Annotated in this window: 14 protein-coding genes; 3 read left to right on the top strand and 11 right to left on the bottom strand. The window is 35.2% G+C overall.

Annotated features, from left to right (window positions below; all coding sequences use genetic code 11):
- Positions 1-103: 103 nt before the first annotated feature.
- The 5 genes from BMX49_RS01190 to BMX49_RS01170 form a co-directional block, all read right to left on the bottom strand.
- A complete protein-coding gene (locus BMX49_RS01190; protein WP_034717873.1) occupies positions 104-880 on the bottom strand; it encodes a hypothetical protein in 777 nt (258 codons plus the stop codon).
- A gap of 10 nt (positions 881-890) precedes the next feature.
- Positions 891-2,432 carry a glycine--tRNA ligase gene (locus BMX49_RS01185; protein WP_034717870.1) on the bottom strand — a complete coding sequence of 514 codons (1,542 nt, stop codon included), beginning with the start codon at positions 2,430-2,432 and terminating at the stop codon, positions 891-893.
- 255 nt (positions 2,433-2,687) lie between these two features.
- Positions 2,688-3,179 (bottom strand): hypothetical protein, encoded by a 492-nt coding sequence (locus BMX49_RS01180; RefSeq protein WP_034717868.1) that lies wholly within the window; start codon positions 3,177-3,179, stop codon positions 2,688-2,690.
- 60 nt (positions 3,180-3,239) lie between these two features.
- Complete coding sequence (locus BMX49_RS01175) at positions 3,240-3,926, bottom strand: potassium channel family protein (RefSeq protein WP_034717865.1); 687 nt, start codon at positions 3,924-3,926, stop codon at positions 3,240-3,242.
- A gap of 11 nt (positions 3,927-3,937) precedes the next feature.
- A complete protein-coding gene (locus BMX49_RS01170) occupies positions 3,938-5,689 on the bottom strand; it encodes a TrkH family potassium uptake protein (RefSeq protein ID WP_034717863.1) in 1,752 nt (583 codons plus the stop codon).
- Between the two features lie 163 nt (positions 5,690-5,852).
- Here BMX49_RS01170 and BMX49_RS01165 point away from each other — a divergent pair, with 163 nt between their 5' ends.
- The gene (locus tag BMX49_RS01165) at positions 5,853-6,860 is read left to right on the top strand and encodes a quinone-dependent dihydroorotate dehydrogenase (RefSeq protein WP_034717861.1); all 1,008 of its coding nucleotides are present in this window, start codon (positions 5,853-5,855) and stop codon (positions 6,858-6,860) included.
- A 35-nt stretch (positions 6,861-6,895) separates the two neighbouring features.
- Here the strand turns inward: BMX49_RS01165 and BMX49_RS01160 are convergent, their stop codons facing one another.
- From BMX49_RS01160 to BMX49_RS01140, 5 genes are all read right to left on the bottom strand, one after another.
- A complete protein-coding gene (locus BMX49_RS01160) occupies positions 6,896-7,315 on the bottom strand; it encodes a hypothetical protein (protein ID WP_034717860.1) in 420 nt (139 codons plus the stop codon).
- A gap of 36 nt (positions 7,316-7,351) precedes the next feature.
- Positions 7,352-7,783 carry a hypothetical protein gene (locus BMX49_RS01155; RefSeq protein ID WP_034717859.1) on the bottom strand — a complete coding sequence of 144 codons (432 nt, stop codon included), beginning with the start codon at positions 7,781-7,783 and terminating at the stop codon, positions 7,352-7,354.
- 10 nt (positions 7,784-7,793) lie between these two features.
- Positions 7,794-8,309, bottom strand: coding sequence for an azurin (gene azu / locus BMX49_RS01150; protein ID WP_034717857.1), 516 nt, complete (start codon positions 8,307-8,309; stop codon positions 7,794-7,796).
- A 65-nt stretch (positions 8,310-8,374) separates the two neighbouring features.
- Entirely contained in the window at positions 8,375-9,283 is a 909-nt protein-coding gene (locus BMX49_RS01145; protein ID WP_051803630.1) for a helix-turn-helix domain-containing protein, read from the bottom strand.
- 32 nt (positions 9,284-9,315) lie between these two features.
- Positions 9,316-10,560 carry a DUF445 domain-containing protein gene (locus tag BMX49_RS01140; RefSeq protein ID WP_034717856.1) on the bottom strand — a complete coding sequence of 415 codons (1,245 nt, stop codon included), beginning with the start codon at positions 10,558-10,560 and terminating at the stop codon, positions 9,316-9,318.
- A gap of 76 nt (positions 10,561-10,636) precedes the next feature.
- Here BMX49_RS01140 and msrB point away from each other — a divergent pair, with 76 nt between their 5' ends.
- Both msrB and BMX49_RS01130 read left to right on the top strand, forming a co-directional pair.
- Positions 10,637-11,173: a peptide-methionine (R)-S-oxide reductase MsrB gene (gene msrB / locus BMX49_RS01135; RefSeq protein WP_034717854.1), complete on the top strand. Its 537-nt coding sequence runs from the start codon at positions 10,637-10,639 to the stop codon at positions 11,171-11,173.
- A gap of 25 nt (positions 11,174-11,198) precedes the next feature.
- Positions 11,199-11,381 carry a CPXCG motif-containing cysteine-rich protein gene (locus BMX49_RS01130; RefSeq protein WP_034717853.1) on the top strand — a complete coding sequence of 61 codons (183 nt, stop codon included), beginning with the start codon at positions 11,199-11,201 and terminating at the stop codon, positions 11,379-11,381.
- A gap of 104 nt (positions 11,382-11,485) precedes the next feature.
- Here the strand turns inward: BMX49_RS01130 and tnaA are convergent, their stop codons facing one another.
- A complete protein-coding gene (tnaA, locus tag BMX49_RS01125) occupies positions 11,486-12,862 on the bottom strand; it encodes a tryptophanase TnaA (protein ID WP_034717851.1) in 1,377 nt (458 codons plus the stop codon).
- Positions 12,863-12,868 lie beyond the last annotated feature (6 nt).

The following is a 12,868-nucleotide window of genomic DNA, read 5'->3' as shown; positions in this document are numbered from 1 at the left end:
TGGTAGTTTTTATCACTACAAAAAAGTTCCAGATTTCTCCAGAACTTTTCATTAAAAATATTTTTTTAAACTCGAATTTTAAATATGGAAATTTTAATTATCGTTAATAAGTAAATTCGTAGGTATAGGAATTTCCAAAAGAATCATTTACAGTATAGTTTAGTGGAAACATTTGGGAGTTAAAAGAATGATTAAAAACTTTGAAATAAGTTTCAGCCATTGGTTCACCATCAATAGTTCCTGTTCTTGTAGTTGTTATTTTTGTTATGTTATTGGATTGATAAAAAAGATTTGTTTTAATGTCAAAAGCAATTAAGGAAAATCCTTCTACATTTTTAAATGGGTTACTTTTTACATCATCTTCTACAATATTCACTTCATCAATTGTATAATAATTTGGAATGTGCAGATGTCTTGTTGTTTTTACAACATTACCATTACTTAAATAAACTTCAGTTTTATCTATAGAACCGACAGATCTTGTTTTATCATCCTCAATGGAAACGTGATTGCTATCGATCCAAGTGTAATAGATATTGTAATTTAAAATCCCAATGTTCGTATTTACTTTAGAAAGTTTATTATTGGCGTATTCGTAATTATTAGTAGCGCTAATTTCGCCTAATTCATTGTACGAAATCGTCTTTGTAATAAACTTGTTGGTATAAAAACTTTCTACTTTTGTTCTATTACTACTCACCACTCGTGCGAGTTTATTTCCATCAATATAATGATACGCTGAAGAGCTTTCTCCTGAAGATGATTTTGAGGTAATTGTTCTAGGTACAACTAAAATGTTTTCTTGCTCCTCGTCTCTTGAAGAGCAAGAAATGATTAGTCCGAAAATAAGGCATATTCCAGCACGGAGAAAATTGGTCATCAGAATTCTGTTAAATCTTAGAAAGTAAATTTCTGAAATTTGTTTTCTCGTCGATAATTCTGCGCAAATCCGCAACTGAAACTCTTTCCTGTTTCATCGTATCTCTGTCTCTTAAAGTTACGGTGTTGTCAGTTAAAGAATCGTGGTCAACCGTAATACAGAAAGGCGTTCCAATCGCATCCTGACGTCTGTACCGTTTTCCGATGCTGTCTTTGTCTTCATAAATCATGTTGAAATCATACTTCAAATCATTAAATATTTTCTCACCATATTCGCCCAAACCATCTTTTTTCATTAAAGGTAAAATCGCTGCTTTAACGGGAGCCAAAGATGGTGGAAGAGAAAGAACTGTTCTTTCTGAGCCATCTTCTAAAACCTCATCTTTTAAACAGTTTGCAAAAATTGCCAAGAATAAACGGTCTAAACCAACCGAAGTTTCTACCACGAAAGGAATATAGTTTTCATTTCTTTCGGAATCGAAATACTGTAATTTACGACCAGAATGTTGCTCATGTGCCTTTAAATCGAAATCTGTTCGGGAGTGAATTCCTTCTAATTCCTTAAATCCAAATGGGAACTTAAATTCAATATCTGTCGCGGCGTTTGCATAATGCGCCAGTTTTTCATGATCATGAAACCTGTAATTTTCTGCGCCTAAACCTAAAGATAAATGCCAGTTCAAACGTTTCTCTTTCCAGGTTTCGTAAAAATCAAGTTCGGTTCCTGGAGGTACAAAATATTGCATTTCCATCTGTTCGAATTCGCGCATTCTGAAAATAAACTGTCTTGCAACAATCTCGTTTCTAAAAGCTTTTCCGATTTGAGCAATTCCAAATGGTAATTTAAGTCGGGAAGTTTTCTGTACATTTAAGAAGTTCACAAAAATTCCCTGCGCTGTTTCTGGTCTCAAATATAAATCGGTTGCAGAATCCGCAGATGCGCCTAATTTTGTTCCGAACATTAAGTTGAACTGACGAACATCCGTCCAGTTTTTAGAACCTGTGTCAGGATCAGATATTTCTAATTCCTCAATTAAGGCTTTCACATCGGCCAAATCTTCTTTTTCAAGAGACTGTGCCATTCTCGACAGAATTGTTTTCTGTTTTTCTCGATATTCTAAAACGCGTGTATTCGTGCTTTCAAATTCATTTTTATCGAACGCGTCACCAAATCTTTTGGCAGCTTTTTCAATTTCTTTATCTGCTTTATCTTCTAATTTCGCACAGTAGTCTTCAATTAAAACATCAGCTCTGAAACGTTTTTTCGAATCTTTATTATCAATTAAAGGATCATTAAAAGCATCAACGTGGCCTGAAGCTTTCCAAATGGTAGGATGCATGAAAATTGCAGAATCAATACCCACAATATTTTCGTTCATTTGCACCATTGCTTTCCACCAATATTGCTTGATGTTGTTTTTCAGTTCCGCTCCATTTTGTCCATAATCGTAAATCGCCGAAAGACCGTCGTAAATTTCACTTGAAGGAAAAATAAAACCATATTCTTTCGCGTGCGAAATCAATTTTTTGAAAACATCTTCTTGTTTAGCCATTGTTGTTTAGAATTTGTGCAAAAATAAGGAATTTAAAACTAATTTTTAAGAGCCAGAAACCTTCGTGGAATTTATCCTGAGCTTATCGAAGTCCTTTATCTTTTTTATTTTCCGCCGTGCATTTCCCGAGCTGAAAAATAAAAAAGGATGCCGTTTTGATCAGGGCTATTTTAGATTTGGTTGTTTAATAAAGTTTAGCTAAAAAGAAAAGACAGAAATCACTTTCCGTCTTTGTTATTATTAATTGAAATCTAATTAAAAATTATAACTCAGCGCCAAACTTGTTCCAGCATTTTCTAATTTAAAATAAGGTTGAAAAGCGGTTGATTCGCCGTTCTCCGTTTGAATCGCTTTATCAAAGTTTTTCTTTGCACCTAAGTAAAAAGGAATCGAAGCTAAGGCAACACCAGCACTAGCCCCTAAGACAGCCCATCTCGCGCTATTGTCAGTTTTTACATTTGCAGGACCATTAGGAGTACTTACATTTTGGTCTTTAGGAGAACTTATAATGAGACCGAGGCTCAAGCCCAGTCCAAAACCACCAATACTTGAAATAACATCACCCGCGGTTTTGTTAGATCTTCCTTTTTTAAAATATTCGATAGCTTCAGCCTTTGAGAATACTTGTTCATATTGAGAGAATTTGTAAGTCTGGCCGTCTTTTACTAATTTGTTTCCAGATAGACTTACTTGGGAAAAGATACTTTGAAAACAAAATACCAACCCTAAAAAGAGAACTTTTTTCATATATTTTTTTTGCTAAAGTAATAATTTTAGGGAAATAATGAATATAATTTTATAAAGTAATTAATTTTCTTTAATGAACTTTTTAATGTCCTCATTTTCACCGTAGATGACCAAGATGTCGGCACTTTCTAAAACGGTATCGGTCGTCACAACTCCTTGTATTTTATTAATTCGTTTTGTTTTTCCGAAGAGATTTTTCTCTGCTATTTTTTTAATAATAGAAACACAAACCAAATTGTAGTTATTCCTGAAACCAGCTCCTTCAATGGTTTTCCCAACTAATTTATCCGGAATTGCAATTTCGACAATACTGTAATTGATGCTGAGTTCAAAAGAATCCACCATTCCTTTAAGCGATAATTTTTTCGCCCAGCGTTCGGCACTTTCTTCTTCGGGGTGAATAATAGTTTCCACATCCATCGCTTCTAAAATGGTTTCATGAATTGGCGTAATTGCCCGACTGATAATCCGATTGGGATGTAGTTTTTTCACCATTGCCGTGGCCATAATGTTAGCGCCAGTATCTTCGCCAATGGCGATAATTACAACATCGGTGTCTTTAAATGGCAAACCACTCATCGTATATTCGTCCGTCGCATCCATACGGATGGAATGGGAGATTTTCTCTTTCACAGCTTCCACTTTGGCCATGCTATTATCAATGCCAATTACTTCGTTGCCTAATTTGGTTAATTTTTCGGCTAAAGAAAGTCCAAAATTCCCCAGACCGATGACGATATATTTCATTTTTTTTGATTTTAATTAATTAGAATTTCTTCTTTCGGATATCTGTAATTGTAATACTTCTCTCTCTTCATCACTGCGATTAAGAGAAAAAACATACTTACACGTCCGATAAACATGATAGCAATAATAACAAATTTCCCCGCCGGCGAAAGTGAAGGTGTAATGTTGATACTTAGTCCGACGGTGGAATAAGCAGAGAAGGCTTCGAAAGCCAGGCTCATCAAATCTTTATCGGGTTCTACGATAACCAGTAAAAAGATTCCAGTCCCGAGAACCACCAGCGACAGTGCGATAATCGCAAAAGCTCTTCTAACAGAATGTTCACCAATCTCCCGCCGAAAAATTTCAGTTCGTCTTTTGCCTTTAGCCAAACTGATGATATTTAAAGTAGCAATGGCAAATGTACTTGTTTTAATACCACCACCAGTTGACGCAGGAGAGGCACCAACCCACATTAAAAACATACAAATCATTAAGGTCGGAGCAGAAATTAAAGCAACATCTACGGTATTAAAACCTGCTGTTCTGTTATTGGCAGAGATGAAAAAAGCTTCTATCCACGCACCCAAAGTGGAGTGGTTTTTCAACGCGCCATCGTGCTCAAAAAAGTAGATCATCACGGTCCCAAAAACCAAAAGAAAAAAAGTAGTTGCAAGGATAATTCTGGAATTTAAATTGATAACCCACGGCACATACTGAAATTTTTCTCTGGTAAAGAAAGACTGGAAAAAATTTCTGATCAAATGTTTTACATACTTGTACACATTATAAACAATAGGAAATCCGAGTCCGCCGAAAATAAATAAAGTGGCCACAATGAGATGCAAGCCATAATTAAATTTATAGCCAGGTTCATATAAATTACCGCTCAGCGTGGAAAAACCGGCATTACAAAAAGCCGAGATGGCATGAAATATGGCGAAGAAAATTCCTTTGTTAATTGAATCTCCCAATAAAGAAAGATCTAGAGTCGAATAAATAATAATCGCGCCCAAAGCTTCGATGGTCGCGGTAATGATTATAATTCTTTTAAGGGTATTGAAAACGTCTCCTAACTTTTCCGAACTGGTAATTTCTCCCAAACTGATTTGGTTTTCGTAGGAAGCTCCGCCCCGGAAAAAGTAGCTGAAATAGCTCGCGAAAGTCATAATTCCCAGGCCACCTATCTGAATGAGCGTAATGATAATTAACTTTCCAAAGAGCGTAAAATCCTTTGAGGTGTCCAATACAATCAGTCCTGTTACGCAAACTGCGCTGGTGGCAGTGAAGAGCGCGTCTAAAGGTTTAATTCCATTAACAGTAGCATTAGGCATCATCAGAAATGCGGCTCCCAATAAAATAATGGAAAGAAAACTCAATATAAAAAGCTGGGCGGGATTTATAAAAGTTCTTTTGAAATTAATGCGCAAACTCGAAAAATCCCGAATGAAACACAGGATAATCAAAACATATAAAAGCCTTACGTTGAAAAACTGAAAGTTTCTGGTTTCGAAAAAATTATATTCGAATCTGGCGAGATAATAAATAATGACCAGAAAAGTGACAATGATTTCTAAAGGCCAGATTTTCTTTAAAGCATTGTTCCTTTTATAAAAATTATAATAGAAAATATTGGCTAGCGTGAGGATAAAACTGAAATCATAAAAGTAAATAATTTGGCTCCGATAAAGAAACTCTGTGAAAAATCCAGCTTCGATGATCATAATGCCCAAAGCGATCAGGCTGGTGTAAAAAGAAAAAATATTAAGTTTATTATTCCACATCGTTCAAAATTAAGCTGCAAATTGGATCGTTATTATTTAACTGTTGCGAATGTAAATAAAATTCAAATATAACGGTTAAAAAAAAAGTTCGTTAAAATAAATTATAGAAAGGTTTTCGGCTCGCGTGCTAATTTGCGTATTTTTGTAACCAAGCTATTTTCCCATGTATAAATCAATTATCCGTCCTCTATTTTTTAAATTTGATCCTGAAGAAGTTCATTATTTTACTTTTTCATTATTAAAGAATTTTCCATTTTTAACAAAAATTTTTCTTCCGAAACCAATTGAAGATAAAAGATTAGAAAGAGAGGTTTTTGGCTTGAAATTTAAAAATCCAGTTGGGTTAGCAGCAGGATTTGACAAGGATGCAAAAATGTTCAACGAACTTTCAGATTTGGGATTCGGCTTTATAGAAATCGGCACCTTAACACCGAAAGCACAAGATGGAAATTTGAAAAAAAGATTATTTCGTTTAAAGGAAGATTCGGCGATTATCAATCGAATGGGTTTTAATAATGGCGGCGCAGATGCTGCCGTGGAAAGGTTGAAAAAAAATAAAAACGTCCTCATCGGTGGAAATATTGGAAAGAATAAAATCACACCCAACGAAGATGCGGTCAAAGATTATATCATTTGTTTTGAAAAATTATTCGACCACGTTGATTATTTCGTTGTGAATGTCAGTTCACCGAATACGCCAAATCTGCGGGAACTTCAGGATAAAGAACCTTTGACAAAATTACTCGGAACTTTGCAAGAATTAAATTTGACAAAGAAAAATCCGAAACCGATTCTTTTAAAAATTGCGCCGGATTTAACGGACAGTCAACTTTTAGATATTATTGATATTATTAAAGAAACGCAAATTGCAGGCGTTATTGCAACGAACACGACGCTCTCCAGAGAGAACTTAAATTCAGAGAATAAAAAAGAAACTGGTGGACTTTCGGGAAAACCTTTAACGAACAGATCTACAGAAGTCATTCGGTTCCTAGCTGAAAAAAGTGGGAAAGCGTTTCCAATAATTGGTGTTGGTGGAATTCATTCGGCGGAAGATGCTTTAGAAAAACTGGAAGCCGGCGCAAGTTTAGTGCAACTTTACACGGGATTTATTTATGAAGGACCAGAATTAATCGCGAACATTAATAAGAAAATTTTAGAAGGTTTATAGATTGAGGTTAAGTCTGCAAATAAAGATCATCAAGTTTACTCGAATACATTAACCGCCAAGATAACAATCGTAACTCCTATAACCATGGCGAATTTTCCCATCAATTCTATTCTTTTTAAATTTCCCACATCTTGATTATGATAATTATTTCTTGCTCCTTGATTGATGAAAAATATCAAGACAACCAGAATTACAAATAGAACTAATTTTAAAACTAAGAGTGGCAATGTTGTGATGACAGGCCAAAATGGAATTAAAAGATAGATTCCGGAAACAAGTAAAAGCACCGTTCCGACTGTTCCCATTTGACTTAATCCTTTGCTGTGTGTTCTAAATTTTGCTGCTTCTCTCGGTTCCAATTTCGATAGCGTATTGGCTAAAAATGCATGCGCGAAACTCGTTCCCAAACCCATGGCTAAACCAATAAGGTGAAGAATTAACATGGTATCTCTCATCTATCTAAAAACATTTTAAATTTATATTTCATCAAATTACGACCATAAAAACCACGGAATTAAATAGGCAATAATTGCAAATCCAATCGTGTAATAAATGAGTATTCTGGCATATTTCGCTTTATCGCTTAAGGTGGTTTTCTTTGATAATCGATAACCGACTGTAATTAGAATTGCCGCCAAGATCATTCCGACTGGGTGTTCTACAATATAGAACCTCGATATGGGATGACCCATCGATTCTCCGGAAAAATTTGATATTCCTAAAGGTGATAAAAAATAAAGTGCAAAACCAACGAGTATTTGTAGGTGAACCGTAATCAATCCAATTAAGGCAGCAATTTTTGCAGATTTATTGAAAGGATTTTTGAATAAAAATTTAACAAATAAAAATAAGATGATGATGAATAATAGGAAAAGTAAAAACATACCAATTCCATTATGGGATTCTTTGAGGATATTATACATTGTTGAAAAACTATTTAACGTTGAATTTACCTTTCATAATCGAGTAGTGTCCCGGGAATGAACACAGGAAATCATAAGTTCCTTTTATTGGTGCGTTGAAAGTTACTTCCGTAGTTTCGCCACCACCAATCAGTTCGGTATTTGCGATAATATTGGTCTTGTCGGTTGGGATGTAGCCATTGTCACTGGCTTTTACGGCGTCGTTGGCAAATGTAGAAATTTCTGTTCCTTGGGTCAAAAGTACAAAATTGTGTCCCATTGCTGCCTTAGGCATCGTGCCCTTGTGGTGCAATGTTAAAATCACAGTTTGCCCTTCATAAACATCAATCTCTGATAAATCGTATTGCATTTTATCATTCGAATTCAGGGTGATTTTTATGGTATCCTGTTTCGAAAGATCTTCAGTATTCGCAACAATCGGTGCTTCCTCTGTCGCTTCGTTTTTTTGAGTTTTTGTACATGAAACGAAGAACGTTCCGCTGATTGCAAGCAGTAAGAAGATCTGCTTGAATTTAAAATGGTTCATCTGATTTAATTTTCTGCAAAGTTAAAGTTCGATTCAATCAATATCGAGGACGATTTCTGCTTAATTTAGGATAAATCAATCATTTTACGATAATTGGAAGGAGAATGATTCGTTTCATTTCTAAAAAGACGACTAAAATAAGACTCGTCATTAAAACCCAGTTCGCTACTTATTTCTTTTATGGTCATCTCGGTTTGAAGAAGAAATACTTTCGCTTCAAGAACCGTAATTTCTTTTATGATTTCAGAAGTCGTTTTCCCAGTTTCGCTCTTAACCCTTTTGTTTAGGTGGTTTGGTGAAATATGTAATAGCAACGCATATTCTTTAATGGTTAAATTTTGTTTAAACTTTTGATGAACTAAACTTTTAAAGTTAATCAATAAATCACTGTTTCTTTTTGATGAAATATCCTGATGATCTAAACTCAAGAATAATTCGGCGAACACCGTAGACAGGTAAAAAGGAATGATGCGATAATCATTTTGATTATTTTTTCTGCCTTTATACAATTGAACAATACGAGTCAATAAAATTTTTATAATCGATGCTTCACTTTCTGAAAGATGCAAGTAATTCTGACGGTTGGGTTGGGAATGTATGTTTCTTAAAAACGAATTTGCGCCAACAAATTCATCAGAAAAATGACAGTAAAACCCCTCTAAATCATCTGATACAAATTCTGTTGTTGTGATATTATTCTTAGGGATCAATAGAAAATCATTTTCTTTCAGGTTAAATGATTCAATGCCCAAGTTTTTTGTCATATTACCCTTGAAAACAAAAACAAAATCATTCACCGTTTTTTTATGAGGCGGCAGCGGTAAGTTAAGCAACACATCATCATCTTTGAAAGAATGAATAAAAAACTCCGAGATATTTTCATCATTTAATAACTCATCTGTATTATTTTGAATATAATTTTTTTTGAAAATAACTGGACTTAATGTTGGTATGTTTTGCTTTGCTTTTTTCATTTTTTTAAAGAGAAAAGAATTGTCTTAGGACTTTAAATGAAGAAATTACTAATCGTATATATGATCAATCCAACCAAGCCACCCACGATGGTTCCATTTACACGAATAAATTGCAAGTCTTTTCCGACTTCAAGCTCCAGCTTTTCACTGAGCTCCTTTCCTTCCCAAGTTCCGACGGTGGAACTAATTAAACCTCCAAATTGGTGCGTGTTTTTCAAGATGTATTTGTATGCAGTTACCTGAATCCAATGATCAATTTTATTTTGTAAAACCTCGTCTGTTTTTAAATTTTGGGATAGTTCGGAAAGATTTCTTTGTAAATATTTTTTCAAAGATGAAGTTTCATGTTCCAATTCTTCCAACAATGATTTTTTAATCGATTTCCAAATATCAGTCGAGTATTGATGAATTTTTTCCTCTTTTAAAAAGTCGTTTTTTATTTCCCGAAACTCTTCTACCCATTTTTCATCGGTTTTAATTTCGCTCGAGAAGGAATACAATTTTTGCGTTATTTCGTTTCGTAAAGAATGTTCTTCATTCAATTCAACTTCTTCAAAATATTTGGAAAGACCTTTCGTTATTTTGTCGGCAATACCATCATCAACAAACTTCGGAACTAAGAAGAAACTTTCACTTTTCACTCTCGACTTCACCATCTCCTGATTATTCAGGACATATTCTTTAATTTGTTTTGAAAGATTGGTGATGAATCTTTGATGATCTTTTTTATCAAGAATATACTCCAGTCCGTTCCCGATAATCTGATTAATCTTTAAATCATCAGACATCTCTTTGGCTTTTTTACCAATGAAAGTTACGACGGCTGTATCATCAAGTTTATTCAAAATATCTAAAACAATATTAGACACTTCCTTAGTTAGCGTTTCCTGATTGCGCTCTTTGGAGAGCCAATCTCCTACGAAATTTGAAACTTTTATTTTTTGAATGTAGGGTCTAATGTTTTGGGGAGAAAGAAAATTTTCAACCACGAAGTTTCCCAAATTGTCCCCAATTCTCTCTTTGCTGTTTTCAATTAAATTGGTGTGCGGGATTTTAATTCCGAGTGGATAATTAAAAAGAGCCGTAACCGCAAACCAGTCTGCCAAAGCGCCTACCATCGCAGCTTCTGAAAAGGCGCGAATATAACCGATCCAATGCGCGGGATTATTTTTTGCTAAAATGGTGGTTACGATAAAAACAACTGCCATCAAAACGAAAAGTCCCGTGGCAAACATTTTGTATTTCCGTAATTGTATCTTTTTTTCTGTATCGTTCATTATTTCAAATGTACTAAATTTGACTCGCAAAACTTAATCGAGACGATTTCATTAAACAAAAAGTTTTATTATCATTATGAAAATCATACTTTCAATATTATTTTGCATGTCTTTGCAAATGTGTTCTCAAGTTAAACAACCCGAAAAATCAACCTCAATGGACAATCCCACAACAAAAAACAATCCATACTACTCCCGTAACGATCGTACGAAACTGAATGTTCCCAATTCTGAATGGAAAAAAATCTTACCCGCAGAGGTCTACGCTATCGCCCGCGAAGCCGATACTGAAAGACCCGGCACTGGTAAATACAATGTGTATGATGAATTAGGCGAATATTACTGCATCGTTTGTGGTAATCATTTATTCCGCTCCGATGCCAAGTTTTCGTCCACGTGTGGCTGGCCGAGTTTCTTCGAAGCCGATAAAGAAGGCACCGCCTACAACCGAGATTCTACGTTCGGCATGGAAAGAACTGAAGTCGTTTGTAAAAGATGCGATTCGCATTTAGGACACGTCTTCAATGATGGACCGCCACCAACTGGCACCAGATACTGCATGAATTCTGTAAGTCTGGAATTTGTCGGAGATAGCGAAATAGCCAAGAAATAAAAATCCCTTTTATTAATCACAGCTCATGTTAGAACATTTTTATACTTGTCCCTATTGTTGGGAAGAAATTTCCGCACTTTTGGATCCCTCTGTTCCTAACCAAGCGTATATAGAGGATTGCGAAGTTTGCTGCAATCCGATAGAGTTGCATGTGAGTTTTGAATCGGAAGAATTGATCGGTTTTGATGCTGTGAATATTGAGCAGTAACTTTTTACGCTAACTTCTATCGGTGATCCTATAAAGATTGAATCTGAAAAAGCAAAAACCTCGACGAAAGCCGAGGTTTTTTTTATTTAAAGTAAATCTAGCTTTTAGGCTTTTTCTAATTCAACTGTAAAGTGTCTCAGGATTTCAGATTCCCAAGTAATATTATAGCCTTTCTGAATTTCATTCCGGCGGTCAAATACATTTTTAATCGCGGCTGCAATATAATCCATATGATTGTTGGTGTACGTTCTGCGTGGAATTGCCAAACGAACCAGCTCTAATTTTGGATATCGATTGACCCGAGTTTCAGGATCGCGGTCAGCGAGTAACGTTCCGATTTCTACAGTTCTAATTCCAGCTTCTTTATAAATCTCGTTAGCCAGAGTTTGAGCAGGATATTCTTCTCGTGGAATATTGGGTAAAAATGTCAAAGAATCAATGAATACTGCGTGACCACCAATTGGTTTCTGCACAGGAATTCCAAATTCAATTAATTTATTTCCGAGATATTCTACTTGTGAAATTCTGCTTTCTAAATATTCAAATTCGGTTGCTTCATTCAATCCAACGGCTAAAGCCGCCATATCTCGGCCCGCCATTCCACCATATGTGATGAAACCTTCAAATATAATGGTAAAATTAGAGGCCTTCTTAAAAATATCTGCATCGTTCAAAGCGATAAATCCACCGATGTTAACGAGGCCATCTTTTTTAGAACTCATCGTCATGCCGACACCGTAAGAAAAAGCCTCTTTGGCGATTTCTTTAATGGTTCTGTTTTCTTGACCTTTTTCTCTTATTTTAATAAAATAAGCATTCTCGGCAAACCTTGCAGAATCGAAGTAAATTGGAACTCCATAACGATCTGACAGTTCTTTTACGGCTTTAATGTTTTCTAAGGAAACAGGTTGTCCACCAGAAGAGTTACACGTAATGGTAATGAGGCAGAAGGGAATTTGGTCTTTGGGATACGTTTGGTAAATTAATTCTAGTTTTTCTAAATCGATATTGCCTTTAAAAGGATGGGGATCTTCAATATCAAAAGCTTCATCAATAGTACAATCCACCGCATGGGCTTTTCTAATTTCGATATGTCCTTTTGTGGTGTCGAAATGAGTGTTTCCTGGAATAACATCACCATCTTTTACCAAAACCGAAAATAAAACATTTTCGGCAGCTCTACCTTGGTGTGTTGGGAGTAAATATTGGTAACCAGTTATTTTTTGGACGGTTTCATGTAGTTTTTCGAAACTTTTTGAGCCTGCGTAACTTTCGTCTCCGGTCATCATGGCACCCCATTGCTGGTCGCTCATGGCTCCAGTTCCGGAATCAGTTAATAAGTCAATATAGACTTGGGAAGATTTTAAATTGAATAAATTGTATTTTGAATTCTTTAGCCATTCTTCTCTTTCTTCTCTGGTTGATTGGCGTATTTCTTCCACCATTTTAATTCTAAATGGTTCTGCGTAAGGTAATTTCATGTAGGT

This window comes from Kaistella antarctica (assembly GCF_900109615.1).
Classification (GTDB): Bacteria; Bacteroidota; Bacteroidia; order Flavobacteriales; family Weeksellaceae; genus Kaistella; species Kaistella antarctica.
Note: the sequence above shows the minus strand (reverse complement) of the source record. Positions and strands in the feature narration are given on the sequence as shown.

Bases quoted from the DNA above. Each gene is read 5' to 3' on its own strand.
- BMX49_RS01145 (WP_051803630.1), bottom strand. From the start codon at position 9,283: ATGAAAAAAGCAAAGCAAAACATACCAACATTAAGTCCAGTTATTTTC.
- BMX49_RS01170 (WP_034717863.1), bottom strand. From the start codon at position 5,689: ATGTGGAATAATAAACTTAATATTTTTTCTTTTTACACCAGCCTGATC.
- BMX49_RS01190 (WP_034717873.1), bottom strand. From the start codon at position 880: ATGACCAATTTTCTCCGTGCTGGAATATGCCTTATTTTCGGACTAATC.
- BMX49_RS01155 (WP_034717859.1), bottom strand. From the start codon at position 7,783: ATGTATAATATCCTCAAAGAATCCCATAATGGAATTGGTATGTTTTTA.
- msrB (WP_034717854.1), top strand. From the start codon at position 10,637: ATGAAAATCATACTTTCAATATTATTTTGCATGTCTTTGCAAATGTGT.
- azu (WP_034717857.1), bottom strand. From the start codon at position 8,309: ATGAACCATTTTAAATTCAAGCAGATCTTCTTACTGCTTGCAATCAGC.
- BMX49_RS01130 (WP_034717853.1), top strand. From the start codon at position 11,199: ATGTTAGAACATTTTTATACTTGTCCCTATTGTTGGGAAGAAATTTCC.
- BMX49_RS01160 (WP_034717860.1), bottom strand. From the start codon at position 7,315: ATGAGAGATACCATGTTAATTCTTCACCTTATTGGTTTAGCCATGGGT.
- BMX49_RS01165 (WP_034717861.1), top strand. From the start codon at position 5,853: ATGTATAAATCAATTATCCGTCCTCTATTTTTTAAATTTGATCCTGAA.
- tnaA (WP_034717851.1), bottom strand. From the start codon at position 12,862: ATGAAATTACCTTACGCAGAACCATTTAGAATTAAAATGGTGGAAGAA.
- BMX49_RS01175 (WP_034717865.1), bottom strand. From the start codon at position 3,926: ATGAAATATATCGTCATCGGTCTGGGGAATTTTGGACTTTCTTTAGCC.
- BMX49_RS01180 (WP_034717868.1), bottom strand. From the start codon at position 3,179: ATGAAAAAAGTTCTCTTTTTAGGGTTGGTATTTTGTTTTCAAAGTATC.
- BMX49_RS01185 (WP_034717870.1), bottom strand. From the start codon at position 2,432: ATGGCTAAACAAGAAGATGTTTTCAAAAAATTGATTTCGCACGCGAAA.
- BMX49_RS01140 (WP_034717856.1), bottom strand. From the start codon at position 10,560: ATGAACGATACAGAAAAAAAGATACAATTACGGAAATACAAAATGTTT.